The sequence below is a fragment of the Amycolatopsis balhimycina FH 1894 genome, from assembly GCF_000384295.1.
Lineage (GTDB): Bacteria > Actinomycetota > Actinomycetes > Mycobacteriales > Pseudonocardiaceae > Amycolatopsis > Amycolatopsis balhimycina.
In genome coordinates this window covers 2,569,217-2,595,500 of sequence record NZ_KB913037.1, presented here as the reverse complement: position 1 = coordinate 2,595,500, position 26,284 = coordinate 2,569,217, and the positions used below count along the sequence as shown (strand labels likewise).

31 protein-coding genes, 1 tRNA gene and 1 pseudogene are annotated in these 26,284 nt (G+C 72.7%); 18 read left to right on the top strand and 15 right to left on the bottom strand.

Annotated features, from left to right (window positions below; translation table 11 throughout):
* Positions 1-17 precede the first annotated feature (17 nt).
* A complete protein-coding gene (locus A3CE_RS0110915; RefSeq protein ID WP_020640119.1) occupies positions 18-836 on the top strand; it encodes an LLM class flavin-dependent oxidoreductase in 819 nt (272 codons plus the stop codon).
* On the opposite strand, the gene A3CE_RS0110910 is transcribed toward A3CE_RS0110915, so the two are convergent.
* Both A3CE_RS0110910 and A3CE_RS0110905 read right to left on the bottom strand, forming a co-directional pair.
* Positions 790-1,737: a threonine/serine dehydratase gene (locus A3CE_RS0110910; RefSeq protein ID WP_020640118.1), complete on the bottom strand. Its 948-nt coding sequence runs from the start codon at positions 1,735-1,737 to the stop codon at positions 790-792. The genes A3CE_RS0110915 and A3CE_RS0110910 overlap by 47 nt on opposite strands.
* Positions 1,738-1,866: 129 nt before the next feature.
* The gene (locus A3CE_RS0110905; RefSeq protein WP_026468359.1) at positions 1,867-2,790 is read right to left on the bottom strand and encodes a LysR substrate-binding domain-containing protein; all 924 of its coding nucleotides are present in this window, start codon (positions 2,788-2,790) and stop codon (positions 1,867-1,869) included.
* A gap of 73 nt (positions 2,791-2,863) precedes the next feature.
* Here A3CE_RS0110905 and A3CE_RS0110900 point away from each other — a divergent pair, with 73 nt between their 5' ends.
* Genes A3CE_RS0110900 through A3CE_RS0110890 form a run of 3 tightly spaced genes read left to right on the top strand, consistent with a single transcriptional unit; the run spans position 2,864 to position 5,275 of the window.
* Entirely contained in the window at positions 2,864-3,787 is a 924-nt protein-coding gene (locus A3CE_RS0110900; protein WP_020640116.1) for a DMT family transporter, read from the top strand.
* A 10-nt stretch (positions 3,788-3,797) separates the two neighbouring features.
* The gene (locus tag A3CE_RS0110895; RefSeq protein ID WP_020640115.1) at positions 3,798-4,694 is read left to right on the top strand and encodes an NAD(P)H-binding protein; all 897 of its coding nucleotides are present in this window, start codon (positions 3,798-3,800) and stop codon (positions 4,692-4,694) included.
* Positions 4,691-5,275: a CPBP family intramembrane glutamic endopeptidase gene (locus A3CE_RS0110890; protein ID WP_020640114.1), complete on the top strand. Its 585-nt coding sequence runs from the start codon at positions 4,691-4,693 to the stop codon at positions 5,273-5,275. The genes A3CE_RS0110895 and A3CE_RS0110890 overlap by 4 nt, the downstream gene beginning before the upstream one ends.
* Positions 5,276-5,278: 3 nt before the next feature.
* On the opposite strand, the gene A3CE_RS0110885 is transcribed toward A3CE_RS0110890, so the two are convergent.
* Complete coding sequence (locus A3CE_RS0110885; RefSeq protein ID WP_020640113.1) at positions 5,279-5,752, bottom strand: MarR family winged helix-turn-helix transcriptional regulator; 474 nt, start codon at positions 5,750-5,752, stop codon at positions 5,279-5,281.
* Positions 5,753-5,834: 82 nt separating this feature from the next.
* Here A3CE_RS0110885 and A3CE_RS0110880 point away from each other — a divergent pair, with 82 nt between their 5' ends.
* Positions 5,835-6,476 (top strand): FMN-dependent NADH-azoreductase, encoded by a 642-nt coding sequence (locus tag A3CE_RS0110880; RefSeq protein ID WP_020640112.1) that lies wholly within the window; start codon positions 5,835-5,837, stop codon positions 6,474-6,476.
* A 109-nt stretch (positions 6,477-6,585) separates the two neighbouring features.
* Here the strand turns inward: A3CE_RS0110880 and A3CE_RS0110875 are convergent, their stop codons facing one another.
* Positions 6,586-7,305 (bottom strand): M24 family metallopeptidase, encoded by a 720-nt coding sequence (locus A3CE_RS0110875; protein ID WP_020640111.1) that lies wholly within the window; start codon positions 7,303-7,305, stop codon positions 6,586-6,588.
* A 105-nt stretch (positions 7,306-7,410) separates the two neighbouring features.
* Between A3CE_RS0110875 and A3CE_RS0110870 the strand changes: the two genes are divergently transcribed.
* The gene (locus A3CE_RS0110870) at positions 7,411-7,917 is read left to right on the top strand and encodes a hypothetical protein (RefSeq protein ID WP_026468357.1); all 507 of its coding nucleotides are present in this window, start codon (positions 7,411-7,413) and stop codon (positions 7,915-7,917) included.
* A 65-nt stretch (positions 7,918-7,982) separates the two neighbouring features.
* Positions 7,983-8,606, top strand: coding sequence for a response regulator (locus A3CE_RS0110865; protein WP_020640109.1), 624 nt, complete (start codon positions 7,983-7,985; stop codon positions 8,604-8,606).
* Here the strand turns inward: A3CE_RS0110865 and A3CE_RS56410 are convergent.
* The 4 genes and pseudogenes from A3CE_RS56410 to A3CE_RS0110845 form a co-directional block, all read right to left on the bottom strand.
* Positions 8,587-8,886: pseudogene (locus tag A3CE_RS56410) on the bottom strand (DUF6537 domain-containing protein); the annotation flags it as partial. The gene A3CE_RS0110865 and the pseudogene A3CE_RS56410 sit on opposite strands and share 20 nt — an antisense overlap.
* Positions 8,887-9,885: a hypothetical protein gene (locus A3CE_RS0110855; protein WP_020640107.1), complete on the bottom strand. Its 999-nt coding sequence runs from the start codon at positions 9,883-9,885 to the stop codon at positions 8,887-8,889. It lies immediately after the preceding pseudogene.
* 90 nt (positions 9,886-9,975) lie between these two features.
* Complete coding sequence (locus A3CE_RS0110850; RefSeq protein ID WP_020640106.1) at positions 9,976-11,595, bottom strand: thiamine pyrophosphate-binding protein; 1,620 nt, start codon at positions 11,593-11,595, stop codon at positions 9,976-9,978.
* Complete coding sequence (locus tag A3CE_RS0110845; protein ID WP_020640105.1) at positions 11,592-12,365, bottom strand: cyclase family protein; 774 nt, start codon at positions 12,363-12,365, stop codon at positions 11,592-11,594. The genes A3CE_RS0110850 and A3CE_RS0110845 overlap by 4 nt, the downstream gene beginning before the upstream one ends.
* Before the next feature lie 120 nt (positions 12,366-12,485).
* Here A3CE_RS0110845 and A3CE_RS0110840 point away from each other — a divergent pair, with 120 nt between their 5' ends.
* The 3 genes from A3CE_RS0110840 to A3CE_RS0110830 are packed head-to-tail and all read left to right on the top strand — an operon-like array spanning position 12,486 to position 14,744.
* A complete protein-coding gene (locus tag A3CE_RS0110840; protein ID WP_020640104.1) occupies positions 12,486-12,881 on the top strand; it encodes a GntR family transcriptional regulator in 396 nt (131 codons plus the stop codon).
* A gap of 10 nt (positions 12,882-12,891) precedes the next feature.
* A complete protein-coding gene (locus A3CE_RS0110835) occupies positions 12,892-13,776 on the top strand; it encodes an ABC transporter ATP-binding protein (RefSeq protein WP_020640103.1) in 885 nt (294 codons plus the stop codon).
* Positions 13,773-14,744, top strand: coding sequence for a transporter (locus A3CE_RS0110830; RefSeq protein WP_020640102.1), 972 nt, complete (start codon positions 13,773-13,775; stop codon positions 14,742-14,744). The genes A3CE_RS0110835 and A3CE_RS0110830 overlap by 4 nt, the downstream gene beginning before the upstream one ends.
* 17 nt (positions 14,745-14,761) lie before the next feature.
* Here A3CE_RS0110830 and A3CE_RS0110825 read toward each other — a convergent pair whose 3' ends face one another.
* Together A3CE_RS0110825 and A3CE_RS0110820 are read right to left on the bottom strand one after the other, a co-directional pair.
* Positions 14,762-15,616, bottom strand: a complete 855-nt coding sequence (locus A3CE_RS0110825) for an SAM-dependent methyltransferase (protein WP_020640101.1) — start codon at positions 15,614-15,616, stop codon at positions 14,762-14,764.
* An 85-nt stretch (positions 15,617-15,701) separates the two neighbouring features.
* Positions 15,702-15,902 carry a hypothetical protein gene (locus A3CE_RS0110820; protein WP_020640100.1) on the bottom strand — a complete coding sequence of 67 codons (201 nt, stop codon included), beginning with the start codon at positions 15,900-15,902 and terminating at the stop codon, positions 15,702-15,704.
* Between the two features lie 198 nt (positions 15,903-16,100).
* Between A3CE_RS0110820 and A3CE_RS0110815 the strand changes: the two genes are divergently transcribed.
* Positions 16,101-16,835 (top strand): sugar phosphate isomerase/epimerase family protein, encoded by a 735-nt coding sequence (locus A3CE_RS0110815; protein ID WP_020640099.1) that lies wholly within the window; start codon positions 16,101-16,103, stop codon positions 16,833-16,835.
* Positions 16,832-17,935: a Gfo/Idh/MocA family protein gene (locus tag A3CE_RS0110810; RefSeq protein WP_020640098.1), complete on the top strand. Its 1,104-nt coding sequence runs from the start codon at positions 16,832-16,834 to the stop codon at positions 17,933-17,935. The genes A3CE_RS0110815 and A3CE_RS0110810 overlap by 4 nt, the downstream gene beginning before the upstream one ends.
* On the opposite strand, the gene A3CE_RS0110805 is transcribed toward A3CE_RS0110810, so the two are convergent.
* On the bottom strand, positions 17,932-18,519 hold the full coding sequence (locus tag A3CE_RS0110805; RefSeq protein ID WP_020640097.1) for a TetR/AcrR family transcriptional regulator: 588 nt from the start codon (positions 18,517-18,519) through the stop codon (positions 17,932-17,934). The two genes, A3CE_RS0110810 and A3CE_RS0110805, sit on opposite strands and share 4 nt — an antisense overlap.
* 123 nt (positions 18,520-18,642) lie before the next feature.
* Here A3CE_RS0110805 and A3CE_RS0110800 point away from each other — a divergent pair, with 123 nt between their 5' ends.
* The 3 genes from A3CE_RS0110800 to A3CE_RS0110790 all read left to right on the top strand — a co-directional run bounded on the left by A3CE_RS0110800 (position 18,643) and on the right by A3CE_RS0110790 (position 21,156).
* Positions 18,643-19,419 (top strand): DeoR/GlpR family DNA-binding transcription regulator, encoded by a 777-nt coding sequence (locus A3CE_RS0110800; RefSeq protein ID WP_020640096.1) that lies wholly within the window; start codon positions 18,643-18,645, stop codon positions 19,417-19,419.
* Positions 19,416-20,612 (top strand): MFS transporter, encoded by a 1,197-nt coding sequence (locus tag A3CE_RS0110795; RefSeq protein ID WP_020640095.1) that lies wholly within the window; start codon positions 19,416-19,418, stop codon positions 20,610-20,612. Before A3CE_RS0110800 ends, A3CE_RS0110795 begins: the two co-directional genes overlap by 4 nt.
* Before the next feature lie 97 nt (positions 20,613-20,709).
* Positions 20,710-21,156, top strand: coding sequence for a nitroreductase family deazaflavin-dependent oxidoreductase (locus A3CE_RS0110790; protein ID WP_245589489.1), 447 nt, complete (start codon positions 20,710-20,712; stop codon positions 21,154-21,156).
* A 1-nt stretch (position 21,157) separates the two neighbouring features.
* Here the strand turns inward: A3CE_RS0110790 and A3CE_RS0110785 are convergent, their stop codons facing one another.
* On the bottom strand, positions 21,158-21,784 hold the full coding sequence (locus A3CE_RS0110785) for an ANTAR domain-containing protein (protein WP_245589488.1): 627 nt from the start codon (positions 21,782-21,784) through the stop codon (positions 21,158-21,160).
* Between the two features lie 60 nt (positions 21,785-21,844).
* Positions 21,845-22,279, bottom strand: a complete 435-nt coding sequence (locus A3CE_RS0110780) for an Hsp20/alpha crystallin family protein (RefSeq protein WP_020640092.1) — start codon at positions 22,277-22,279, stop codon at positions 21,845-21,847.
* 107 nt (positions 22,280-22,386) lie between these two features.
* On the opposite strand from A3CE_RS0110780, the gene A3CE_RS0110775 reads away from it, so the two are divergent.
* Both A3CE_RS0110775 and A3CE_RS0110770 read left to right on the top strand, forming a co-directional pair.
* The gene (locus A3CE_RS0110775; RefSeq protein WP_020640091.1) at positions 22,387-22,974 is read left to right on the top strand and encodes a DUF3156 family protein; all 588 of its coding nucleotides are present in this window, start codon (positions 22,387-22,389) and stop codon (positions 22,972-22,974) included.
* Positions 22,975-23,015: 41 nt separating this feature from the next.
* On the top strand, positions 23,016-23,195 hold the full coding sequence (locus A3CE_RS0110770) for a hypothetical protein (RefSeq protein WP_020640090.1): 180 nt from the start codon (positions 23,016-23,018) through the stop codon (positions 23,193-23,195).
* A gap of 18 nt (positions 23,196-23,213) precedes the next feature.
* Here the strand turns inward: A3CE_RS0110770 and A3CE_RS0110765 are convergent, their stop codons facing one another.
* Complete coding sequence (locus A3CE_RS0110765; protein WP_245589487.1) at positions 23,214-23,786, bottom strand: cellulose-binding domain-containing protein; 573 nt, start codon at positions 23,784-23,786, stop codon at positions 23,214-23,216.
* Positions 23,787-24,355: 569 nt separating this feature from the next.
* Between A3CE_RS0110765 and A3CE_RS0110760 the strand changes: the two genes are divergently transcribed.
* A tRNA-Leu gene (locus tag A3CE_RS0110760) sits at positions 24,356-24,439 on the top strand.
* Between the two features lie 54 nt (positions 24,440-24,493).
* On the opposite strand, the gene A3CE_RS55040 is transcribed toward A3CE_RS0110760, so the two are convergent.
* A complete protein-coding gene (locus tag A3CE_RS55040) occupies positions 24,494-25,075 on the bottom strand; it encodes a recombinase family protein (protein WP_084641488.1) in 582 nt (193 codons plus the stop codon).
* Positions 25,076-26,284 lie beyond the last annotated feature (1,209 nt).

Genomic DNA, 26,284 nt, shown 5'->3' with positions numbered 1-26,284 from the left:
ACTTTGGGGGTGCTTCGATGCCGCAGAAGGCGTTCCGGTTCGGCGTGGTCGCGGGAGCGACCGAAGGCGGCGCGAAATGGCTCGCCACCGCCCGCCGCGCCGAAGAACTCGGCTATTCGACGCTGCTGTGCCCGGACAGCCTGGACCTGCCGACACCGACCGCGGCGCTGGCGGCCGCCGCCGCGGCGACGACCGAGCTGCGCGTCGGCTCGTTCGTCCTGGCCAGCCCGCTGCGCACCGCGCGGGCGGCGGCGTGGGAGGCGCACAGCCTGACCGTCGTCACCGAAGGCCGGTTCGAGCTCGGTCTCGGCACCGGACGGCCGGAAATGCGGCAGCAGGCTGAAGAACTCGGGCTGCCGTACGGCTCCGGCCAGGAGCGTCTCGACTCGATCTCCGAAACCGTCGACCACGTCCGGCGGCTCGACGGGGACGCGCACACGCCGGTCATGATCGCCGCGGGCGGCCCGAAAGCACGCCACCTCGCCGGGCTGAAGGCCGACATCGTCACGCTCGCCGGCGGCGTGCTGACGACTCGCGAAGAAATGGCGGAGTACGTCGGGGAAATCCGCGCGGCGGCCGGTGACCGCGACCTCGAGCTCGCGATGAACATCTGGGTGATCGGCGACGAGATCCCGCCGTGGATCCGCGGCTTCCTCGGCGTCGACGCCGAGACGCTCGTCGAACACGATTCGCTCGGGATACTGCGGGGTGACATCGACGCCATGGCGGAGGAACTCGAACGTCGCCGCGAAGAGCTCGGTATCTCCTACGTCAGCGTCAACAGCGCGTTCATCGAGCAGTTCGCGCCGCTGGTGGAGCGGCTGACGGGGAAGTGAGCGTCGCGGGGTCGGTGTTGGCGCCGCAGAGCACGACGGCGACCCGTTCGCCCGGCGCCGGCCGGTAGGCGCCGCCGAGCAGGGCGGCGAACGCCGTCGCCCCGCCGGGTTCGACGGCGAGGCGGTAGCGGTCCCACAGCGCCGCGCGTGCCTCGATGACGGTGGTGTCGTCCACCAGCACCGAACCGGCGCCGGTGCGGGTGGCCACCGCGAACGCGATGTCGCCGAGCCGGGGCGCGCCCAGGGAGTCGGCGGCGACGCCGGAGACCTCGACCGGCACCGGCGCTCCCGCGGCCAGCGCCGCGTTCAGCGTCGGGCACGTGCGCGGTTCGACGCCGACCACCCGCGCCCGGCCCTCGACCGCGGCGGCGATGCCGGCCAGCAGCCCGCCGCCGCCGACGGCCACGAGGATCGTGTCCGGTTCGCCGGCCTGCTCCAGCAGTTCGAGGCCGAGGGTCCCTTGCCCGGCACAGATGTCCGGCTGGTCGTAGGGGTGGCAGAAGAGTGCGCCGGAGTCCGCCGCGTGCTTCACGGCGGCGTCGTAGGCTTCCGCGTACTTCTCGCCGGCCAGTTCGACGGCCGCGCCCAGCTGCCGCAGTTTCGCGACCTTCACCACGGGCGCGGTCGCCGGCACGAAAACCCGTGCGGCCAGGCCGAATTCGCGAGCGGCGTGGGCGACGGCGACACCGGCGTTGCCGCCTGAGGCGGCCACCACCCCGGCCGCCGAGAGCTCGCCCGCGGCGATGATCCGGTTGAAGGCGCCGCGCGCCTTGAACGACCCCGTGTGCTGCAGCTGCTCCAGCTTGAACCACACGTCGTCGTCCGCGGCGAACACCGGGGTCCGGCGGACCCGGCCCCGGATCCGCGCGGCCGCCAGTTCGACATCGGCAGTGCTGATCATGGCTTCAGCATGCGCGCGGCGAGCCGTAAGCACCAGCGGCGACGCCGATGTTGTGAACGACTCTTTCCTGTCGTCCGACGACAGGAAAGAGTCGTTCACAACATCCGGATGCGGTGAGGATGCCGCGGGTCAGCCGGCCGGGCGTCCCGTGTTCACGAACCGCGCGGACGCCGCCCGGAGCGCGTCCAGGCACGCGCGCACCGCGCCGTGGTCTTCCTCGCCCGCCCGGCAGATCGCGTGGATCGTCCGGGTCAGCGCCGGGCGCGTGGCCAGGATGCGGACGCCGTCAGGCACCCGGTCACGGGCCAGGCGGGGCACGAGCGCCGCGCCGACGTTGCCCGCCACGAGCGCCAGCTGCGTCGGGTAACCGCCGACCGTGCAGCTGATCCGCGGCTCCAGCCGTTGCTTGCGCAGCACCTGGACCAGCCATTCGTAGCAGCCGGACCCGGCGCTCCAGCCGATCCACGGCAGATCGTCCACTTCGGACAGATCGACCGCTTTGCGGCGGGCGAGCCGGTGCCCGGCGGGCAGGGCGAGGTCCGCGACGTCGGAGAACAGCTCGACGCGCGTCGTCGAGGGCGGGATCACCGTCGGCCGGTCCGTCCAGCTTTCCACCACCGCGACGTCGAGGTCGCCGGCCGGCACCCGGGGCATCGTCTGCTCCGCCTCGCCCTCGTGCAGCGTCACCTCGAGCCGCGGGTGCCGCTCGGCGAGGGTGGCCAGCGCGGGGGGCAGCAGCGCGTGCACCGTCGTCGGGATCGCGCCGATCCGCAGCGGCCCGATGACGTCCTCCTGCAGCAGCTCCAGGTCCGCTTTCGCGTCGGCGACCTGCGCGAGGATCCGCTCGGCGTGCCCGGCCAGCACCTGGCCCGCCTTCGTCAGCCGGACGCCGCGGCCGCGGGGCTCCAGCAGCGGCTGGCCCGCCTCCCGTTCCAGCTTCGCCAGCTGCTGCGACACCCCGGACGGCGTGACGTGCAGGGCCGCGGCCGCCGCGGCGACCGAGCCCTGGGTGGCGACAGCGTACAGCGCGCGCATCCGCTCGAGTCCGAACACGGTAGCGATCGTACCGAATTCCACGCAGAAACATTCGCTTGTCGTTGACAGTCGCGGCCCCCAGGCTGGAGGGGTGACCACGACCGCGCCCCACCCGGCTCCCTCGTTGACCCGGCGCCTCGACCCGCGCCTGCTCGCCGCGCTCGGCAGCTTCTGCATCTCGCTGTCGTCGGTCTTCATCAAGGTCTCGCACACCAGCGGCAGCACGAGCGCGTTTTGGCGCTGCCTGCTGGCCCTTCCGGTCCTGCTCGCGCTCGCCCTGCGCGAACGGCGGAAGGCGGGCCCGGCGCAGCGCCGCCGCGTGCTGCTCCCCCTGCTGGCCGGTACCGGCCTCGGCCTGGACTTCGTGCTCTGGGGTGAAGCGATCCCGCGGGTCGGCGCCGGCATCGCGACGGTGCTCCTCGCCGTGCAGGTGGTGATCGTGCCGCTGCTGGCGTTCGCGTTCCTGGCGGAACGGCCGTCGAAGCGGTTCCTCGTCACGACGCCCGTCCTGCTCGGCGGGGTCGTGCTGGCCGGCGGGTTCGCCGGCACCGGCTCGTTCGGCCCGGACCCGGTCACCGGTGCCGTCGCCGCGCTGCTCGCCGGCGCCGGGTACGCCGGCTACCTGTTCCTGATCCGGCTCAGCGGCGGCTCGGGCACGCAGGTGCACTCGCTGGTGCTGGCGACGGTTTCGGCCGGCGTGGTCGCCGTCGTCCTCGGCCTCCCGAGCGGCACGCTGGACCTGTCGCCGGGCTGGCCCGCGTTCGGCTGGCTCCTCGCGCTCGCCGGGGTCGGCCAGCTCGCCGGCTGGCTGCTCATCTCCGCCGCGCTGCCCCGGATGTCCGCCACCGCCGGGGCGACGCTCATGCTGCTGCAGCCGGTCGGCGCGGTGCTGCTGGGCGTCGGGCTGCTCGGGGAGATGCCGGGCTGGGCGCAGCTGGCCGGCTGCGCGGCAGTCGTCGCCGCGGTCTGCTTCGCCGGGCGCGAGCGACCTGCGGGCGAAGGCCGTCCCGGCTAACGTCGGAGGCATGCGGGTGCTGGTGGCCGGAGCGTCGGGGTTCGTCGGCGCCCGGCTGTGCCCCGCGCTGGAGGCGGCGGGGCACGAGGTGCTCGCCATGACCCGCCACCCCGCGCAGTACCGCGGTGCCGGGAAAACCGTCCTCGGCGACGTCGCCGACGTCGGTTCCCTGCGTGACGCGCTCAGGGGCACCGAAGCCGCCTACTACCTCGTGCATTCACTCGACAGTGCGGACTTCAAGCGCCGCGACGCGGAGGCCGCGCGCGCGTTCGCCCGCGCGGCGGCGGACGCGGGCCTGCGCCGGATCGTCTACCTCGGCGGCCTCGGGGACGACGACGACTCGCTGTCCGACCACCTGGCCAGCCGCCGCGAGGTCGAGCGGCTGCTGGGGGAGACCGGCGTCCCGGTCACGGTGCTGCGCGCGGGGATCGTGATCGGCCACGGCGGCACGTCGTGGGAGCTGACGCGCCAGCTGGTGGAGCACCTGCCGGCGATGGTCACCCCGCGCTGGGTCGGCACCCGCACCCAGCCCATCGCGGTCGCCGACGTCGTCCGCTACCTGGTCGGCGTCCTCGACCACCCGGAAGCCGAAGGGCGGACGTTCGACATCGGCGGCCCCGAGGTGCTGGCCTACCGGGACATGCTGCAGCGGGTCGCGGCGATCGAGGGCAGGCCGCTGCTGATCCTGCCGGTGCCGCTGCTTTCCCCGCGGCTGTCGTCGTACTGGCTTTCGCTCGTCACCGACATCGACGTCACGACCGGGCGGGCGCTGATCGACTCGATGACCAATGAGGTCGTCGTGCGCGACGACGCGATCCGCCGGATCGTCGAGTTCGAGCCGATGGGCTACGACGACGCCGTGCTGCAGGCACTGGGCGAGCGGGCGAAGAGCAGGCGGACGGCGTGAAGGCGTTCCTCGCCGGCGTGACGGCCGCCGGGTCCGGGCTGCTCGGCGCGTCGCTGGCCAGCCGTCCCGGGTCGCGCCGGTTCCCCGTCCTCACCGCGTCGGTGGCGGCGACGTGGTTCGCCGGCGCCCGCGCGGCCGGGCCGGTGCGCCGGGGCCGCCGGGACGTCGTCCAGCCGGTGGCCGCGGGCGCGGGCGCGTTCGGCGTGTTCTACGGGTGCGCCCTGGTGGCCCGGCGCATCCCGCCGCTGCGCCGCGCGATCGCCGGCGTGCTCGACCACGCCCACCACGGCCCGGCGGTCTCGGTGGTGGCGGCGACGCTGGTCACGGGCGCGGCGGAAGAGGTGTTCTTCCGCGGCGCGCTCTACGACGTCCTCGGCGCGCGGGGGTCCACCGCGGTGTACGTGCTTTCGACGACGGCGACGAGGAATCCCGCGCTCGTGCTGGCGTCGGCGGTGATGGGGACGCTCTTCGCCGCGCAACGCCACCGGTCGGGCGGTGTGCAGGCACCCCTGCTGACGCACGTGACCTGGTCGGCGCTGATGCTCGGGTTCCTGCCGCGGCTCTTCCCGCCGCCGGGCTGAAGCTCAGCAGCCGGCGGTGTTTTCCCGGCAGGCTTCCGCGCCGGTCCTGCTGGCCGCCTGCTGCAGGAGTTCGTAGAGCGTCTCGCGCTGGTCGTCGCCGAGGGCGTGGAACACCTCGTCCTCGACCGCGGTGAGCGCGAACTCGGCGCGCGCGAGCAGCTTCGTGCCCACGTCGGTGAGCTCGACGAGGTGGCGGCGGCGGTCCGCGGGGGAGCGGCGCCGCTCGATCAAGCCCTCGGCCTCGAGCTCGTTGAGCAGGGTGACGACGTTGGTGCCGTCCATTTCCAGGATCTTCGCCAGGTCCTGCTGCGAGCTGCCGCCCTGGTCGCGCAGCACGGTGAGCGCGATGAGGTGCCGCGGCCGCAGCCCCAGCGGGGCCAGCACCGACTCGCTGCGCAGCCGCAGCCGGCGGGCGAGGTGGTCGACCAGCGCGCCGCACCGGTGGGGCGGCTGGTTGACGACCGGCAGCGAGGTCATGCGCCCAGTATATGGGCACAGCAATGGTCGATGTGCTATCAATAGTTTGTCCTACACCAACGATCTATGGGCGGCTAACGACATGGCGCATCTCCTCCACATCGACTCGAGCATCCAGGGCGACGGTTCGGTGAGCCGCCGTCTCACCGCGAGGGCCGCGGCGGCGTGGCGTGCCGCGCACCCGGACGGCACGCTCACCTACCGCGACCTGGGCGCGAACCCCCTGCCCCACTTCGACGCGGCGGGCGGCCTGGCCCGGAACGTGCCACCGGAGCAGCACACCCCGGAGCAGGCCGCGTCGTGGGCGCGGACGCGGGAAGTCATCGACGAGGTCAAGGCGGCCGACACGGTGCTGCTGGGCCTGCCGCTGTACAACTTCGGGCCGCCGAGCAGCGTCAAGACGTGGGTCGACCACCTCATCGCCCCGGGACTTTCGGTTGACTCCGAGACGTACGCCGGCCTCCTCGGCGGCCGGGAGTTCGTCGTGCTGGCCGCCCGCGGCGGCGGATACGGCGACGGCACGCCCCGCGAGGGCTGGGACCACGCCCAGCAGTGGCTGCCTCACGGCGTCTCGCTGACCGGGCTGGAGCCGCGGTTCATCACGGCGGAGTTGACGCTCGCGCCGGTGCGCCCGGCGCTCGCGGAGCTCATCCCCCTCGCCGAGGAGAGCCTGGCGGCGGCGGAAAGCGCCATCGACGAGCTGTGGGTCCCGGCCCGCGTCTGACCCGGCCCAAACGCCCCAATGTGGCATTGGGTGCGTCAGACGCACCGAACGCCACATTGGGTGCGCTGGACGCACCCAATGTGGCATTGGGGCGCTCGGTGCGTGCCGGTCAGGAGTTCGCGGCGCTCGGCCCGATGTCGAGGAGCTGCTCGAAGAACCCGCCGATGCCCAGCGCCCGGTCCACGAGGTGCACCTCGAGGATCCAGTGGGACGCGTGCCCGGCCGAGTCCGGGCGCCGCATCGGGCCGTCGCTGCCGGGGGCGATGTAGGAGTCGATGCGGGCGCCGTCGATCGTCTCGTGCGGGAACTGCCCGACCAGGTGGCCCGCGATCTCGCCGCCGAACTCCCAGCCCGCCTCCCGCGCCAGCTCCACCATGTGCGCGTACAGCTCGGCACCCGTGATGTCCGGCCGCGCGGCGAAGTACGCGCGGCCGGCGTCGAACACCTTCGGCAAGGCGTCGCGCAGCCGGTGCTTGACCGGGTCGTCGCCCAGCACGAACGTCCGGCCGAAGTCCGCTTCCCAGTCCTCGAAGATCGGGCCGAAGTCGGCGAACGCGATGTCGTCCTCGCCGAGGACGCGGTTCGGCGGGTTCTCGCGGTACGGCCGCAGCGTGTTGACGCCCGCCCGGACGATCCGCTTGTGCCAGTAGCGGCGGATGCCGAGCAGGTCACCGGCCAGGTCGCGGATCGCGTCGCTCGCCTCGGTCTCCCGGACGCCGGGCGCCAGGATGCCGCGGTCCGCCACCGCCGCGAACAGCTCGACCGCCTTCGCCTGCGCGTCCAGCAGCCGCTCGGCGCGGGACGCCTCGTCCTCGACCAGCTCACTCATGGCCCCGACGGTAGCAACGTGAACGCGGCCGGTACCGTGCCGCCGGAGGCCGGGTGGCAAGATGCGGGACCCGGAACGGTCACACCTGGGTGAGGAAGGTCAGGGTTGAGCGCGCACACCTCCCAGATGGACGACATCCGGCTCGTCGCGCAGCCCAGCGCGCTGCCGGTGACGGAGCTCTTCGTCCGCCTGATTCTCACCGACTGGTCCCTGATGCCGATGCTCGAGCAGGTGACCGGCACCGCGAAACGGCTGGTCGAGGCGGTGATCGACGCCAGCGACCCGAAGGCGCCCGCGTTCGTCACGCTGCGGCTGCGGCTCCGCGCCGAGGTGCTCTCGATCGAGGTCGACGACGACGTGCCCGGGCGGCCGGAACCGCAGGCCCGGCTCGGCGAGCGGATGGGCGTCGCGCCCGCCGACGGCGGAGGCCGCACGACGTGGTGCGAGCTGCCGCTGCCGGGCGGGATGACCGCGCGGCAGGTGCGCCTGCCGCGGCGGCAGGACCGCCGGACCCTGGTCGACGAGCCGGTCTCCGGCGATCCGGTGGTCGCGGACCCGCAGGTGCTCGAACGCCTGCTGACCCGGCTGAGCGGCTGGTCCGGCGACAGCTGAACGGTTCCGCTCGCGCGTCCGTGCATCCAGGCAGGGGATGACGTGGACGCGAGGAGGCAGCCGCCGTGCGCATCGTGATCGCGGAGGACGACGCCCTGCTGCGGGAGGGGCTGGTGCTGCTCCTGCGCAGCGAAGGCTTCGACGTCGCCGCCGTGGACCACCCCGGTGACCTGGTGACGTCGGTCGAGGCGCAGGCGCCGGACCTGGCCGTCGTCGACGTCCGGATGCCGCCGACGTTCACCGACGAAGGGCTCCGCGCCGCTCTGGAGGCGCGCCGCCGGGTGCCGGGGCTGGCGATCCTCGCGCTTTCGGCGTTCGTCGAAGACGGCTACGCGGGTGACCTCCTGGCCGCCGGCGGCGGGGGAGCCGGGTACCTGCTGAAGGAACGGGTCGGCAAGCCCGACGAGTTCCTCGACGCCCTGCGGCGCGTCGCCGCCGGTGGCACGGTGCTGGACCGGGACGTCGTCGCGGTCCAGCTGGCCAGGCCGCGGCCCGGCGACCCCGTGGCGACGCTCACCGAGCGCGAACGCGAGGTCGTGGCGTTGCTGGCCGAAGGCCATTCGGTGCCCACGATCGGGCGGCTGCTCGGCATCGGCACCGAAGCCGCGCGGCGGCACGCCGGGGACGTCAGCGCGAAGCTGCGCGTCTCCGACGAGACCCAGTCGATGCTCAGTTACCTGCGCGCGTGAGGATTTCGGCCTGCCGTTCGCGGTACCGGGCCACGTTCGCCAGCTTGACGCCCTCGTAGCCGCGGATGACGTCGGGGAGCTCGGCCGGCGCCAGCACCCGGTCCCGGTCGACGTCCTGGAGAGCTCGCAGGACCACGGCGCGGTAGTCGTCGATCAGCTCGCGCTCGACCCGCCGGACATGTGCCCGGCCGAACGGGTCGAGGCGGGTGCCGCGCAGCCGGCGCAGTGCGTGCAGCAGGAAAGCCGGCCGGAACCACGGGCCGAGGCTGATCTTGCGCCGCTAGCCGCGCAGCAGGACCCCGGACGTTCGCTCCCGCTCGAAGAACGTCTCCGGCCACTCGATCGAGTCCGGCGGCGCGTCCACCGCGGTCGCCCGGCGGCGCAACTCGGTGAGGTAGGCCTGGTCCAGCACCGCGCGGGCCGACAGCGGTTCGCGCAGCAGCAGGTCGGCCGGGCCCTCGTACAGATACGCGTCCACGCCCGGATATCCGTGCGTGCCCGGTGGGTAGTCGCGGTTCGTCGGGAAGTATCTCGTGTCGAGCGTGCCCAGCCAGGAACCCTTCAGTGGCACCAAGGCCGGCCACGACCCCAGCCGCTGTTCGAGCCGCGCGTTGTCCGAGGCGAAGCCGCGGTGATCCGCGATGACGTACGCCGCGCTCGGGTACTCGCGCTCCAGCTGCGCCACCGCGCCGCTGCCGCCGTCGTGCGTCAAGTGTCCCAGGCCGAACAACATCAGCGCCTTGCGATGCTTCTGCAGCACCTGCGTTTTCACCACGGACACGATCGACGCGTCCCGGTCCATGAACGGCTCCAGATCTGCCGGGGCGTGGACCGCGCTCCAGTCGATCGGCGGGTCGCACGCCAGCACGCGGATCTTCCGCGCCGCCGGCAACGTTGTGTTGACCTGGCGCACCAGGGCGAAAAGCTGTTCGTAGAACGTCGAAAACCCGCAGCTCGGCTGGGTCGTCTCACGCCAGACGCGGTTGATGCCGGGGACGTCGCCGCCGGCGATGTAGGCGTCCAGCAGCGGCTGGAGACGCGCGTTCCCGCACTCCACGGCGATGTCGTTCACCTTGCCCGGGAAACGCGGGTCGCGGACGAGGTCGAACAGGAACGTCCCGACGTCCGGGCTCGACTTCGCGACGATCGCGTGGTCGTCGAACGCGGCGAGCAGGGCGCCCGCGGGATGGGAAGGCGGCCGCGGCTGGCTCGCGTCGGCCGGGGCGGCCACCAGCGTGGCGGCCACGAGCACGGTCATGACCGTACGGAAGAAGCGCATGAAAGCTCCCGGAGTAGTTCCCCCACTGTCCTACGACTATAGGACAACTCGGCCAGCATCCAGCTCGCCCGGACCGCTGTCAAGGACAGGTCAGTGCCGGAACGCCTCCGCCAGCCACCACGAACCGCCGTCGTCGGCGATCTTCGCGTCGATCACCAGGGGCGCGGTGCGCGGTCCGGCGAGCCACTCGCGCACGGCGAAGAGGTCTTCGGCGGACCGGACGGTCACCCCGGCGCAGCCGAAACCGCGGCCGATCGCGGCGAAGTCGGAGTCGGGGAACCGGACGGTCGTCATGTCGGCGTCGCCGAAGTGGTGGATCTCCGCGCCGTAGGCGGCGTCGTTGTAGACGATCACGACCAGCGGCAGCCTGAGCCGGACCGCGGTGTCCAGTTCGGACAGTGCCATGTGGAGCCCGCCGTCGCCGGTGCCGAGCACCGGCAGCCGGTCCGGGCGGGCCAGCGCCGCGCCGATCGCCGTGCCCAGGCCCAGCCCGATGCTCTGGAACGCTTGTGTGAAGCAGAACCCCTGTTCGTCGGGCACCGAGAGGTACGCGCTCGGATAACCCATGAAGTTGCCCGAGTCGATCGAGACGATCCGCTCGGCGGGCAGCAGCTCGTCGAGGAGCTTGCTCAGCGTCCGCGGGTCGATCCGGCCGCCGCGGGAGAGGTCGTCGTGCTCGACGTCGTTCCAGCGCCCGGCCGCGATCCGGGCGGCGACGTCTTCCGTGCGATAGCCCTTGCGCTCCTTCGCCACGGCGAGAACGTCCGCAGCGGTGCAGGCGACGTCGCCGACGACGCCGAGGTCGATCGGGCGGTGCGCGCCGAGAGCCGCCTGCTCGACATCGACCTGCGCGAGCTTCGCGTGCGGGCTGAGCAGCGACCCGTGGCGCGTGGTCCACATGTTCAGCGCGCACCCCCAGCCGACGACCAGGTCGGCGCCCACGATCAGCTCGGCGGCCACCGGGGACGAGAACCCGCCCGAGATGCCCAGCGCGAACTCCTCGCCGTGGAACAGCCCGTGCGCGACGGCGGACGTCGCCAGCAGCGCCCCGCACCGGGAAGCCAGTGCCCGCAACGGTTCCCGGCTCCCGCGGGCGCCGCGGCCGGCGATGAACACCGGCCGCTCGGCGGCGGCGAGGAGGTCGGCGAGCGCGGTCACCGAACCGCCGTCCGGCCGCACCGGCGCGGGCCCCGGAACCGATGGCGGTGAGGGCTGCGCCGGCGCGGGCTGGGCCTGCACGTCGAGCGGCAGGTTCAGCACCACGGTCCGGCGCTGCTGCCGCGCGGTCCGGAAGGCCCGGACGGTGTCGGCGACCGCGCTCGCGGCCGAGTGCACGCGTTCCGGCACCGCGCCGACCGCGGCGGCCAGGCCGTCCTGGTCGACGCGGAAGTTCGACAACACCGACGACGCCGCGGAATCGGCCGTCAGCACGAGCATCGGCGTCCGGCTCTTGGCCGCCTCGGCGATCCCGGTCATGGCGTTGGTCAGCCCGCAGCCCTGGTGCAGCGACAGCACCGGCACCTTGCCGCTGATCCGGGCGTAGGCGTCGGCCATGCTCGCCGCGCCGCCCTCGTGCCGGGCGGCGACGAACCGGACGCCGCCCGCGCGCAGCGCGTTGGTCACCTCGAAGTTGCCGCTGCCCACCACGCCGAACGCGGTCCCGGCGCCGAGGCCGGCCAGGGTGCGGCCGACGAGCTCGGCGACGTTCACCGCTCCACCAGCGCCAGCACGCGCGCGGGACTGCCGGAGCCGCCGACGATCGGCAGCGGCGAAACCACCAGCAGCACGCCGGTCGGCGGTAGCGAAGCGAGGTTCCGCAGCTGCGTCAGGCCGTGCTTCCCGGCGCCCAGCAGGAGTTCGTGGCAGGGGAACATCGGCTCGAGCCCGGGTGCCTGGCCCGCGTCGGTGCCCACGGTTTCGACGCCGAGCCCGGTGATCGGCGTTTCCTCGGTGAGCCACCGCGCGCACTCCGGCGAGACACCCGGCGTGTGCGACCCGGTTTCGTCGGCGTTGAGGAACTCCTCCTGGTCGCCGCTGCGCGCGTCCCAGCCGGTGCGGTAGAGCAGCCAGCCGCCGTCGGGCAGCGGCCCGTGCTCGGCCGTCCACGCGTGGACGTCGTCGATGGAGAGGAGGAAGTCCGGGTCCTTCGCGGCCTGCGCGGAGAAGTCCAGCACGACCGCGGGGGCGACGAGCGTCTTCAGCGGCACCTGAGAGACGTCGTGACCGTCCTTTCCGGACACCCAGTGCACCGGGACGTCGAGGTGGGTACCGGTGTGCTCGCCGGTGTGGATGTCGTTCCAGTACCAGCGCGGGCCCCGCTCGTCGTAGCGGCTGATCTCCTCCAGCCGGAACGGGATGGTGTTGGCGAACGGCTCCGGCAGCTGCAGGATCGGCGTGCTCGAGCTCAGGGGAGCGGTGAGGTCGACGATCTCGATCGCGCCGCCGGCGATCGCCTTGCCGAGCCCGTCCAACAACGACATGCCTGCCTCCCGGTGCCGGTGTGCGTCCCGGACGAAACCCTATGCCCGCCCGCGTCTCCTTGACAGTCCCGCGTCCGAGGGTGTTGTCTTAATGTCGTAGGACAATAGGAGGGTGGGCAGGTGATCGAGTTCGTCCTCGACGGCCGCTCCCGGGTTGCCACGTACATGCAGCTCGTCGTGCAGGTGAAACAAGCGCTTCGGGTCGGCCTGTTGTGCCCCGGCGACCAGCTGCCGAAGGTGCGGGAAGTGGCCCAGGAGCTGGCGATCAACCCGAACACCGTGCTCAAGGCCTACCGCGAGCTCGTGCTGGAAGGGCTGGCCGAGGGCAAGCCGGGGGTCGGCACGTTCGTCACCGGCAGCCTGGCCGGCCCGTCCTTGGGCAGCCAGGCGCAGCTGCGGGACGAACTGGTGGCCTGGCTGGAGCGCGCCGACGCCGCGGGGATGTCGGCCGACGACATCGCGGCACTGATCGAGACCACGATTCGCGGCACCCGGGTGCCGCACGAACTGGGATAGGGAGTCCGGAATGGAACTGGCGCTGGAAGCCCGCGTGCTGGGCAAGCGGTACGGGCGCGCCTGGGCGTTGCGGGACTGCGCGCTGGAGTTGCCTGCCGGGCGGATCGCCGCGCTGGTGGGCCCGAACGGCGCGGGCAAGACGACGTTGCTGCACCTGGCCGTCGGGCTGCTGCGGCCCGACGCGGGGGAGGTGCGCGTGTTCGGGCGCGACCCGCGGTCCGTCCTCGCCGACATCGGGTTCGTCGCGCAGGACACCCCGCTCTACCGGGACTTCACCGCGGCGGAGCTGATCACCATGGGCGCCAAGCTCAACCGCCGCCGCTGGGACACCGCGCTCGCCCGCGAACGGCTCGCCCGGCTCGGCATCCCGCCGGACAAGCCGGTCGGCAAGCTCTCGGGCGGCCAGCGGGCGCAGGTCGCGCTGGCGCTGGCCCTGGCCAAGCGCCCCCGGCTGCTCCTGCTCGACGAGCCCATCGCGAGCCTCGACCCCCTCGCCCGCCGCGAGTTCATGCAGACGCTGATGGGTGCGGTCGCCGAGAGCGAGACCACCGTACTGCTGTCCTCCCACCTGCTCGCCGACCTCGAACGGACCTGCGACCACCTGGTCGTCCTGCAGGCTTCGCGCGTCCGGCTGACCGGCGCCGTCGAGGAACTGCTCGACGGGCACCGCACGCTCGTCGGCCCGCGGGCGGGCAGCGAATCCATCGCCGGGGTGGCGGAAGTGGTCCGGGCGAGCCACACCGAACGCCAGTCGACGCTGCTGGTCCGCCGCGGCGACGGCCCGATCGATCCACTGTGGACGGAGCACGAAGTGACGTTGGAAGACGTGGTGCTGGCCTACCTCGACGATGCCGGCGCCCGGGTGAGCGCGGCCGCGTGGGAGGTGCCCGCATGATCTGGCTGACCTGGCGCCAGCACCGCAAGCAGGCGCTGTTCACCTTCGGTGCGCTGATCGCGCTGGCCGCGATCATGGTGCCCACGGGCCTGGCCATGCACGCGAAGTACGACAGCCTCGGCCTGCCCGGCTGCCGGGCCGCGCTCGGCAGCGCGTCGATGATCACGCAGACCGAAGCGACGGCGCGCTGCGAAAGCCTCGGGCACCAGTTCCAGCAGCAGTTCAGCGGCATGGTGTTCGTCGCGGTGCTGTTCGTGGTCCTGCCGGTCCTGGTCGGCGTCTTCTTCGGCGCGCCGCTGGTCGCCCGCGAGGTCGAGCAGGGCACGCACCGTCTCGTGTGGACACAGGGGGTGAGCCGCCTGCACTGGGCGCTGGTCAAGTTCGGCCTGCTCGGCGCGATCACCGCGGTGCTGGCGGTCGGTTACGCGCTGGGGGTGTCGTGGTGGTTCCAGCCGCTGGTCTCGGCGAGCACCGGCCGGCTGACCTACATCTCGTTCGATGTCCAGGGGATCGTTCCCGTCGCGTACACGCTGTTCGCGCTGGCGCTGGGCGTCTTCGCCGGGACGTACTGGCGGAAAGTCCTGCCCGCGATGGGGATCGCCCTGGTCGGGTTCGCGGCGATCCGCGTGGCGATCGAGGTCCTGGCCCGGCCGCGGTACCTGCCGGCGCGGACCCTGTCGTTCGCGCCCGACAGCAGGCAGACGCCGAACTCCGCGTCGGGGGATTGGGTCCTCGACAACGGAGTCCGCAATGCCGCGGGCGAGCTGGTGTTGCCGGGCGCGCAGATCGGTCCCTGCCCACCCGGCGGCTGCGGCGCCACCGAGGCCGGGCCGGGCGCCTACAACTGGCTGCGGTACCAGCCGGGGGACCGGTTCTGGACCTTCCAGGGCATCGAGACCGGGATCTTCGTGCTGCTGGCGGCGGCGCTGGTCTTCTTCGCGATCCGCCGCCTCCGCACCATCGCGTGATCCGTGCGGTGGCCGGCTTACGGCTTGCGGCCGACGACCCCGGCGACGCAGCGGGCCGAGCCGCTCAGCGGCGTCAGCCGGGGGCCGTCCGGCCACCACTCGTCGCACACCGCCAGGCCCGGCTCGGACGTCGCGTTCGGCTGGACCAGCTCGAGGCCGTCCATCATCGCCTCGATCTCCGTGCGGGTGCGGAAGCGGCCGGCGCCGAGGGGGCCCTGGACGAGGATCTGCTCGATGCGCTTGGCGATCTCGGTCAGGTCCGGCACTTCGGGGTCGAAGAAGTGCGACAGCACGACGTACGAGCCCGACGGCAGCGCGTCGATGTACTCGCGCATGATGTCGACGACGCCGTCGCCCTCGAAGTGGTGCATCGTGCCGACCTGCAGCAGCGCGACGGGCTCGGAGAAGTCGATGTGCCGCAGCACGTCCGGGTGGCTCAGGACGCCCTGCGGCTTGAAGATGTCCGCCTCGACCATGTGGGTGAAGTCGTTTTCGACGAGCAGCGCGCGGCCGTGCGCGAGCACGACCGGGTCGTTGTCGATATAGACGACTGTGTTGTCCTTGTCGATGCGCTGCACGATCTGGTGGGTGTTCTCCGCCGTCGGCAGCCCGGACCCGCAGTCGACGTACTGCCGGATCCCGGTCTGGTTCGCCAGCATCCGCAATGCGCGGTTGTGGAACCCGCGGTTGCCGCGGGCGATGTCCACCGCTTCCGGGACCGCCGCGCGGATCCTCTCCATCACCACGCGGTCGACTTCGTAGAAGTTGTGGCCGCCGAGGAACCCGTCGTAGATGCGCGCGATGCTCGGGCGGTCGGGGTCGACTCCCACCGGCTTCTGGCTCGGAGACAGCGCGGGCGGGGTGTCGGACATGGCGACCTCGCAGGACTTCGGCGGGCGGCGTTGCGCCACCCAGCGTAGTAGGCCGCGTCCGGGCGGTAAACGCGAGGTCGCCCGTTCAGCCGCTCGGGCGGAGCCGCTGGTCCGGGATGTCGTCACGGGCGCGGAAGCGCTGGGCGCGTTCCCGGCGCAGGCGTTCCAGGTGCTGGTCGATCCGGCGGTCGAGGTCTCGCACGGCCTCGGACAGCTCGGTCAGGTCGCGGCGGAACGCCGGGTGGCCGACGGCCGGCGTGTCCGTTTCGTCCCCTGACCTGTCCACTCGCCGCGCCTCCCGGATCGGTCGCTGGGTTCCCCTCTTCGGGTTACTGCCCCATCGGCCGGTTGCCAAAACGCGCTTGCCGAAACAGCGACGTGCGGCGCCGGGCGGCCGCGAAATCCCTGGTGGGAATTTCGACCAGGTGGTAGGAATTGGGGACAGCCGTGGCGGGCGGCCGCCACCGTGACCTCAGGAGCCGGGATGAGCCTGCTTTCCGTGCAGCTGTATTCGGTCCGCGACGCCTTCGCGGCCGATCCCGCCGGCACCCTGCGGCGGCTCGCCGCGATCGGCTTCACGCAGGTCGAGCCGTACGGCGTCGTCGAGAACGCCGAAGCGCTGCGGGCCGGCCTGCCCGCGAACGGCCTCACCGCGCCGACCGCGCACGCCCGGCTGATCGGGACCGACCAGCCCGCCGTGTTCGCGGCCGCGGCCGAACTGGGCATCGGCCTGGTGATCGACCCGATGGTCCGGCCGGAGCAGTGGCAGGACCCGGCCGGCATCGCGGCGACGGCGGAGGCGCTCAACGCCGCCGCCAAGCTCGCCTCCGAACACGGCGTCCGCGTCGGCTACCACAACCACTGGTGGGAGCTGGAGTCCCGGATCGACGGCCGCAGCGCCTTGGAAGTGTTCGCCGACCGGCTCGACCCGGCTGTGGCCCTGGAGATCGACACCTACTGGGCGGCCGCGGGCGGCGAAGACGCGGCCGCCCTGCTGCGGCGCCTCGGCGACCGCGTCCGCGCGATCCACGTCAAGGACGGCGGCCTCGCCACCGACGCCACCGGCCAGGTCCCGGCCGGGCAGGGCCGGATCCCGGTCGCCGAAGTGCTCGCGGCCGCGCCGGACGCGCTGCGCGTGGTCGAGTTCGACGCCTTCGACGGCGACCTCTTCGAGGCCCTCGCCGCCAGCCACGCCTTCCTGACCGGCGCCGTCCGGTGACCGGCGGCCCGGTCGGCGTCGGGATCGTCGGCGCCGGCACCATCAGCGGCACCTACCTCGAAAACCTCACGAGCTTCCCGGACGTCCGGGTGCTGCGGATCGCCGACCTCGACACCGGCCGCGCGGCGGCGCGGGCGGACCGGTTCGGAGTGCCGCGTTCGGGCACGGTGGCCGAACTGCTCGGCGACGCGGATGTCGAGCTGGTCGTCAACCTGACCGTCCCGGCTTCACACGTCGAGGTCGGGCTCGCCGCGCTGGAGGCGGGCAAGCACGTCTGGGCCGAGAAGCCGCTGGCCCTCGACCGCCAGACCGGCCGCAAGCTGCTGGATCGCGCACGGGAGAAGAACCTGCGGGTGGCCGGCGCGCCCGACACCGTCCTCGGCGCCGGGCTGCAGACCGCCCGCCAGGCCGTCGACGCGGGGCGGATCGGGCAGCCGCTGACGGCGATCGCGCTGTTCCAGGTGCCCGGGCCGGAGAGCTGGCACCCGGCCCCGGAGTTCCTGTTCCAGGCTGGCGGCGGGCCGCTGCTCGACATGGGCCCGTACTACCTGACGACGCTGGTGCACCTGCTGGGCCCGATCCGGCGCGTCACCGGGGCCGGCGGCCGGGCGCGGGAAACCCGCGTCATCGGGTCCGGCCCGCGGGCCGGGACCGCGTTCCCGGTGACGGTGCCGACCACGGTCACCGCGCTCGTCGAGTTCGAGGCGGGCAGCTCCGCCCAGCTCGTGCTGAGCTTCGATTCGGCGCTGAGGCGGGTCGGGTTCGTCGAGCTGACCGGCACGCTCGGCACCGCCGTGCTGCCGGACCCCAACCGGTTCGACGGCCCGACACGGCTGTACCGGTCCGGGGACGGCGAGCCGGAAGAACTGGCGGCTCACGGGCACGCGGCCTCGCGGGGCACCGGCACGCTGGAACTGGCCAGGGCGATCCGGGCAGGGGTGCCCGAACGCGCGTCCGGCGAGCTGGCCTACCACGTGCTCGACGCGCTGCTGGCGATCAAAGAGTCCTTGAACCGCGGGCAGTCCGTGGAGGTCGGCAGCGCCACCGCCGTCCCGCCCGCCCTGCCGGCGGGCTGGGACCCGTACGCGAAGAGCCTCTAGAACGGGACGGTGAGCACGTTCTGCAAGTAGCTGCGCAGCGAGCCGACGAGGTCGACGTCGCCGGGCATGGTGAGCCACTGCACCTGCAGCCCGTCCATCAGCGCGATGAACGTCAGCGCCGCCATCCCGGGTTCGACGCCCGCCCGCAGCTCGCCGCGGGCGGCGAGGGCCGCGAACGACTCGTGCACGCCGGCGCGCGCGGCCTGGTAGTGGCGCACGAAGTACTCGTGCGCCGGGTGGTCCGGGGCGACCGCTTCGGCGGCCAGCCGCGAGTAGAGGTCGACGATGCCGGGGTGGCGGACGTTGTACCCGGCCAGCGCGACGAAGTGGCGCAGGACGTCCAGCCCGGGCGGCACCGTCAGCTGTTCGCGCTCGGAGTCCTCGGCGTCCCGCCGTTCGAGCACGGCGGCGAGCAGGGCCTCCTTGGTGGGGAAGTGGTAGAGGAGGCCGGCGTGCGAAATCCCGACGCGCTTGGCGATCGCGCGCAGGGAAGAGCCGTGGTAGCCGAGTTCGCCGTACACCGTGGCGGCCGCCGTGATGATGTCCTCGCGGCGGATCCGGCCCTTCAGGTAACCCCCGGTCACGGGGTCGCGGTCGTCTCGGCGGCGTGCACGGCCCCATCATGCCGCACCGCGCGTTCGCACAACCTGAGTGATCGGACGAACAATTTGATTGTGCGAACGCGTGCGGCTTGCGAGCATCACGGCGTGAAGAGCGCGGAACGGCAACGGGTCATCGTCGAACGGTTGCGTGCCGCCGACCAGGTCGGCGTCGCCGAGCTGGCCGAGGCGACCGGCGCGTCGGAGATGACCGTCCGGCGGGACCTCGACCAGCTGGCCTCCCGGGGTGTGTTGCGGCGGGTGCACGGCGGGGCCGTCCCGGCGTCGCCGTCGGGGATCGAACCGCCGTTCGCCGCCCGCGCGACGGCCGCGATCGAGGCGAAGCGGGCCATCGCGGTGGCGGCGGCCGAGCTGATCCGCGACGGCGAGACGATCGTGCTCGACAGCGGCACCACCGCGCTGGAACTGGCGCGGCTGCTGCGCGGGCGCACGATCACGGTGATGCCGCTTTCCCTGCACGCGGCCCGCGAGCTGGCGGACTCGCCCGGTGTCCGGCTGCTGCTGCCCGGCGGTGAGCCGCGGCCGGGGGAGCAGTCCCTGGTGGGGCCGCTGACGCTGGCGTCGCTGCGGGCACTGCGGTTCGACGTCGCGGTGCTGAGCCCGTGCGCGTTCGACGTCGGCTCGGGGCTCACCGCCTTCGACCTCGGCGACGCCGAGGTCAAGCAGCAGGCCCTGGCCGTCGCGGCCCGCGTGATCGTGCTCGCCGACAGCGCCAAGTGGGGCCGCGCCGCGCTCGCCCACGTCTGCCCCGCCGACCGCCCGGACGTGGTGATCACCGATCCGGGCGCGCCCGAGGACCAGCGCGCGGCGCTGGCCGAACGCGGTGTGCTCGTGCACGTCGCCGTCCCTACGGAGAGCCGATGACGACCGCCCTGTCCCGCCCGCGCGCCGCCCGGTTCGCGACCTTCATGTTCTTCGGCCTCAACGGGTTCGGCATGGGCATGTGGGTGGTGCACATCCCGAACGTCGAGCGCGCGACCGGCATCTCGCACAGCACGCTGGGCGCACTGCTGCTGGTGCTCGGCGGCGCCGCGTTCGCCGGCATGCAGGTGGCGGGGCCCCTCGCCGACCGGCTCGGCCACCGGCGGCTGGTGCCCGCCGCCGGGATCTTCCTCGGTCTTTCGCTGTGCGGCCCCGGATTCGCGAACTCCTGGTGGACGCTGGGACTCGCGCTCGCGCTGTTCGGCTTCGGCAACGGCGCCATCGACGTCGGCATGAACGCGCACGCCGTCGTGGTCGAGCGCGCCTACCCGCGCCCGATCATGGCGGCGTTCCACGCGATGTGGTCGATCGGCGGCGCGATCGCCGCGGTCATCGGCGCGGCGACGCTCGGCGCGGGCGTGCCCACCGGCGTCACCCTCACCTGCACCGGCGCGCTGTGCCTGCTGCTTTCCCTGGTCTCCGCGCGGTTCCTGATGGAGCCGTCCGACGCGCCGGCGCCGGCGGGCTCGCCGGAGACACCGCGGCCGGCGCGCCGCCGCCCACCGGGCAAGACGGTGTGGCTGCTCGGCCTGCTGGCCCTCGCGCTGATGCTCTCGGAGGGCGTGGCGAACGACTGGGCCGCGCTGCACATGGAAAAGGTGCTCGGCACGTCGGCGTCGACCGCGGCCCTGGCGTACGGCGCGTTCGCGGTCGCGATGACGACCGGCCGGTTCCTGACCGACCGCGTCGCGGCCTGGGCGGGCCCGGCGGCGATCGTCCGCTACGGCGCGGCCTTGGCGGCGGCCGGCCTGACGACGGCCGCGGCGGCTCCGTGGGTGCCGCTTTCCCTGGTGGGCTGGGCGCTGTTCGGCCTCGGCCTCTCGGGCGGCGTCCCGCAGCTGTTCACGGCGGCGGGCAACCTGGACACCCGGGCGTCGGGCGCGTTGATGGCCCGCGTCGTCGGCCTGGGCTACGTCGGCTTGCTGGCGGGTCCGGCGCTCATCGGCGGGCTGACCCGGTGGATGCCGCTGAACGTCACCTTCGCGGTGCCCGTGGTGCTGTGCGTGCTGGCCGCGGTGTTCGCCGGGGTGCTGAGCCCGAAGCCGCAGCCGGCGGAACAGCCCGTCTGCTCCTGACCGGCGGTGCTCACCCCGCTGCCGCCCGGCCCGGGCCGCGAGCGAATACGAGAACCCGATCATATGAGTTTCATATGATCGGGTGTACTGTCGGGGTATGACATCAGCACAGAGCTACCGCCGGATGGTCAACGCCGGCAACAAGATCGTCGTGGGACTGCAGCGGCTCGGTGTCGCCTTCGGCCCGATGCAGCTGCTCACGGTGCCCGGGCGGCGCACCGGCGTCCCGCGCACGTTCCCGATCGCGGTCATCCCCCTCGACGGCGACCGCTACATCGTCCAGGCCTACCCGAAGGCGGCCTGGGTGGCGAACGTGCGGGCCGCGGCCGAAGTGACGCTCACCCGTGGCCGGCGCTCGTCCGCCGCACGGCTGGCCGAGCTGCCGGTCGAGGAGCGGCGGCCCGTCCTGCGCAAGCTGGTGGAGACGAGCCCGCCGAGCGTGGGGAAGCGGTTCGTCACGACCGGCCTCGCGGAAGCGCCGACACCGGACGGGGTCGCGGCGGCAGCCGGCCGTATCGCGGTCTTCCGCGTCGAACGGGCCTGAGTCAGTTTCGCGCCGGACGGGCTCCTTCGAGCGCGCGCAGCACCTGCTGGGCGGCATGACGCGCGAGCGGGCCCGGGCGGATCGCCCGGTCGCCGTCCGGCTGGCTCGCCGGGGCCCCGGCGAGCAGTTCGACCAGCGCGACGGCGAGTTCACGCACCTTGACGTTGAACTCCTGGCTCGCCCGCCGCGGCGTGGCCCAGGCTTCGTCGGGGTCGCAGCGGCGCAGGGCGATGACGATGCCCTTGGCCTCCTCCAGCGCGGCTCGCGACTGCAGGAACTCCAGCATCTGGCCGGTCCGGTCCGGCCGCGCCGCTTCGGCGACGACCAGTGCCATCGCGGCGAGCCTTTCGTGGCGCCGCAACACGTTCACCGTCTCCTGGGTGGCGGGACGGTCGAGTGCCACGGACAGCACCAGGCTGCTGTCGGCGTCCCAGATGGCCGGTACGGCCGCGACACCGCGGACGCGCGACCAGTCCGCGGCGAGGGAAGGGTGGTACTCGATCAGGCCGCTCAACGTCAGCGACGGCCAGCGTTCGTCGGCGAAGACGTCGGGGTCGATCCGTTCCAGCAGCTCCGCCAGCAATACGGTCACCGGGGCCTGGTCGGCGATCATGGCTGTTGCGGTCAACGCAAACCCTCCTCGGCACGGTGGAGGTGGGGCCGCGCTCGCGGCCCCACCTCGGGCGGGTCAGGCCTTGATCTCCTTGCGGTCGCCGGCGCCGTCGATTTCGATGCGCCGCGGCTTGGCCTTTTCGGCGACCGGGATGCGCAGGGTCAGCACGCCGGCCTCGTAGCCGGCGGTGATGTGCTCGGTGTCCAGGGTGTCGCCGAGGAACAACTGGCGGGAGAACACGCCCAGCGGCCGTTCGGAGACCTGCATCCGGACGTCGTCACCGGTCGGAAGGGGCCGTCGCTCGGCCTTGACGGTGAGGACGTTGCGCTCGACGTCCAGCTCGATCGCGCCGGGATCGACACCGGGCAGGTCGAAGCAGACCACGAACTCGTCGCCGGCGCGGTAGGCGTCCATGGGCATCGCGGACGGCTTCGACCAGGTGCCGGGGGCGCCGAAAACCTGCTGGGCGAACCGGTCGAGGTCGCGGAACGGGTCGGTGCGCATCACCATGGGGATCCACCTCCTGGTGCTTTGACGACTCTGGTGTCAACACGCGGTTCTGTTCTAGCATGTCGTCAAAACGATGACAAGAGACAAGTCGTCGAAAGGATGACGTGATGGAAGGGATCGATCCCACCGGCGCGCTGCGCCGGCTCCAGGAGGTGGTCGCGGCCGCCCGGACGGGCTCGGCGGACCCGGACCAGTTGCTGACCGCGTTGTCCGGGCTTCGCCTGCTGCGCGAGGAACTCGCGGGCTGGGAACCGGAGCTGATCACCGCGGCGAGGGCGGCCGGTGCCAGCTGGGTGGCGCTGGCCCCGGCGCTGGGCGTCGCGAGCCGCCAGGCCGCGGAACGGCGTTACCTGCGGCTGCAGCCGTCGCACACGGGGGAGAGGACGGGGGAGGCGCGGGTCGACGCGGAGCGTGACCGGCGGGCGGGCGACCGGGCCGTCGCGGACTGGGCCCGGCGCAACTCCGCCATCCTGCGCCAGCTCGCGGGCCGGGTGAGCGCACTCGACGGCCTCGGGCCGGCGGCCGACCGCATCGGCGCGGCCCTCGGCGACGACGACCCGGCGCGGCTGCTCCCGCCGCTGGCCGCCGCGCAGCCGCACCTGACCGGCGCCCTGGCCGAGCAGCTGGGGGAGATCTCGGCCCACACCGACCAGCTCCGCCGCGACGCCGCCGGGAACCGCCGCGCACGGGATTGAGCAGGTGTCTGAGACAGCACCGGCGCGGGTACCCACCGGACATGGCACGTGACGAGATCGCCGAGCGGGCCGAGACCCGCGCCGAACTCCTGCCCGAAGAGCAGGCCGTCGACAGCGCGGACCCGCAAGGCCAGGCACGCGAGGTGCTGCGCGACTCCGACCGCCGCACCGAGCACCCGGAAGCAACGCTGGGGCGCCGCCGTCCCGAGGAAACGACCTAGCCGCCGCTGTGTGCCCGATCAGACGATGCCGCAGCGGGCGCCGTTGAGGGTGAACCCGCCGGGAGCAGGGTTGCCGTGGTCGAAGGCGCCGTTGAATCCGATGTCGACGGTCGCGCCGGGAGCGAGGGTCAGGTTGTAGGAGACGGCGTTCATGGTGACCCGGGAGCCGCTCTGCGAGTAGTCGCCGTTCCAGCTGTGCGTGACCCGCTGGCCGGCGGTGAAGGTCCACCCGGCGGTCCACGGCGAGAGCGTCTCGCTGCCGGTGTTGGTGACGGCGACGCTCGCGGTGAAGCCGTTGTTCCACTGATCGGTCACGGCGTAGTGCACGGTGCACGAAGCGATCCGGACGGGCGGGGGCGCGGCTTGCGACGTGGACGGGGTCGACGGCGCGGAGGAGGTCGCCGAGGCGGAGGTGGCGCTCTGCCGCAGCACAGTGGGTACCGGCGCCGGACTGGCACTGGAGGCAGGGGTGCTGGGCACGGCCCGCGGAGTCGTGGTCGCGGGAGCGAGCGGGTCGGCCGCGAGCGCGGTTTGCCGCGCCGGCGAGCTGTCGGAGGTGACGGCAATGATCACGAGACTGCCCAGAACCACAACGGCACCACAGACAGCGGTGACCCACCGAATCCGCCGCCCGGCCCGCTGCTGAGCGGCGGCGGCCTCACGCGCGCGCTGCTCGAGCCGTTCCCGGTAACCCTCACCGGTGTCGTCTTCACGAACCCGCAGGGTCGGAACGGACCCATCGAGAGAGCGCGGAACAGCCCCGGTCTCCCGAAGAAGCTCATCAACGGAGAACGGATCATCGTCCCGCCGGCCGGCGCGCGCCATACCGGAACCTCCAGTCCCTGCGGGCGCTCGAACGCGCTGGCTTGCCCGGCGAATCCTAGGAAGCCGGAACGGTCTTGTAAACCACGAAAAGTGCCGGGCATCCCAGCCTCGTCCGCTGACCCGGAACCGCACCCCTGCGGCATGGACGTGATGCCCTCTGCCGTCGAGTCCGGCGAGAGCGTTCCGGGCGTACTTCCGCGGCGTTCGCCGAGGTGGGGAGGCTGAATCGATACGGGAGGCGGGGAACTCGCCGATCTTGCCAGAGCGTCCGCGGGCGTCGACCCGCACCCCCCTGAACGCCGGGGTCGGGTGGCCGTATACTCTTTCTTCAGCAGGTCCGAGTGGCGGAATGGCAGACGCGCTAGCTTGAGGTGCTAGTGCCCTTAACGGGCGTGGGGGTTCAAGTCCCCCCTCGGACACAGTATTACCCCACGGATCGCGAAACGCGATCTTGACGCTGGGGCTATCGTGGCTCAGCTTGAATCGATCTCCTGTAGTCGCCATCCGACGCTGTCACAGACGATGATCTTTCCTGAGTCGCGCAGCGCTGCTGCCACACGTCTGTGTCGTATTCGGTCAAGCTCCGGTGTGGCATGGCCGTCGTTGCCTTCATCTCCGAGCCGGATGCTGATCTCCTCGACGAGGTGGTCCTCGCGGATGTAGAGCGTCTTCGCTCGCCCTTGGCCCGCGCGTTGGGTGCTGGTGTGACTGTGGCGGCACCGGTAGGTCGGACGCCGATGGTTCCAGTGCGAGTCCAGCCGCCGGTCGCAAACACCGCAGTGGATCAAACCGGCCAGGGCGAAGCGGTGAGCGTGGCCGTCGGTGGTTGGTCGGGCCGCCCGGATCTGCTGAGCGGCGATGAAGTCCTGCTCGGTGACGAGCGCACGATGTGCAGGCTTCGCCGACAGGGCCGGCGTTGCGGCTGGGCCGCTGGTGTCGGTGGCGCGGCGGTTCCAGGTCTGGCGGCCGGTGTAGCGCGGATTCGTCAGGATCACGGCGACCGTGCGCAAAGTCCAGGCCCCGCGTGTCCGGTGGCGGTTGCGGTCCGCGCCCAGCGGACCAGCCCTGCGTGCGCGGGGACGACCGGGTCACGCAGCGCGTGCCAGATCTCGACGGGACCAGCCCCGCGTGCGCGAGGACGACCACACCCCAGGCTGCACCTCACGCACGTTGATAGGACCAGCCCCGCGGGTATGACTGCCGGATGCCGCCGGCCTTGAGTCGGTCGGTGGGACCAGCCCCGCGTGCGCGGGGACGACGGCCCGTACGAGGACGGCATCGGCTGCGAGCGCGGACCAACCCCGCGTGCGCGGGGAGAACTGGAACAAGATCACCGGCTTCCTCGGCGGCGTGGGACCAGCCCCGCGTTCGCGGGGAGACACAGCCGCCGAGACGGTGAACGCCTGATATGCAGGAGCAGCCCCGCGTGCGCGGGGACGACGAGGACACCGACGAATGCGGCGCCGGCCTCCACGGATCAGCCCCGCGTACGCGGGGCTGACTGCAAGTGGCAGCCCTGACAGGCGGCGAAGAGGGGACCAGCCCCGCATGCGCGGGGACCACGCCACCTACCGCCGTGGCGTCCCCTACATCATGGGACCAGCCCCGCGTGCGCGGGGATCGCGAAGACCAAGGGGCTCGGCGCGATCGAGGGCGGGCCAGCCCCGCGTACGCGGGGACAACAAGCCCATGGCGGGCGCGTGATGCGCGAGAAGGGACCAACCCCGCGTGCGTGCGCGGGGGACAACAGCCAGGTGTCCGAACCGGACGCCCGCGCGACGGGACCAGCCCCGCGTGCGCGGGGACAATTGGGAAGAGCCGCTGGCCCGTGGCATTACCGGCGGACCAGCCCCGCGTGCGCCGGGACAACGTCGCCAATAACCCCGTCGAGCTGTCCAAGCGGGGACCAGCCCCGCCTGCACGGGGACGACGGCCTGCCCCGCTGCGCCGCCGCCGTTGACGAATGGACCAGCCCCGCGCGCGGGGACGACGGACGCTCGACCAAGCATCCCGACCTGACCATGGGACCAACCCCGCGTGCGCGGGGACGACCCGCGCTGCAGGGCGATCAGCCCGCCGAGCGCCGGACCGGCCCGGCCTGCACCGGGGACGACATCCCGCCACCGATCCCCGACGGCACTGCCACGGGACCAGACCCGCGTGCGCGGGGACGACGGCGACTACACCGGCCGCAAGGACGGCATGCACGGACCAGCCCCGCGTGCGTGGGGACAACCGCCACGTCCCGGTGTCCGGGTCGATGT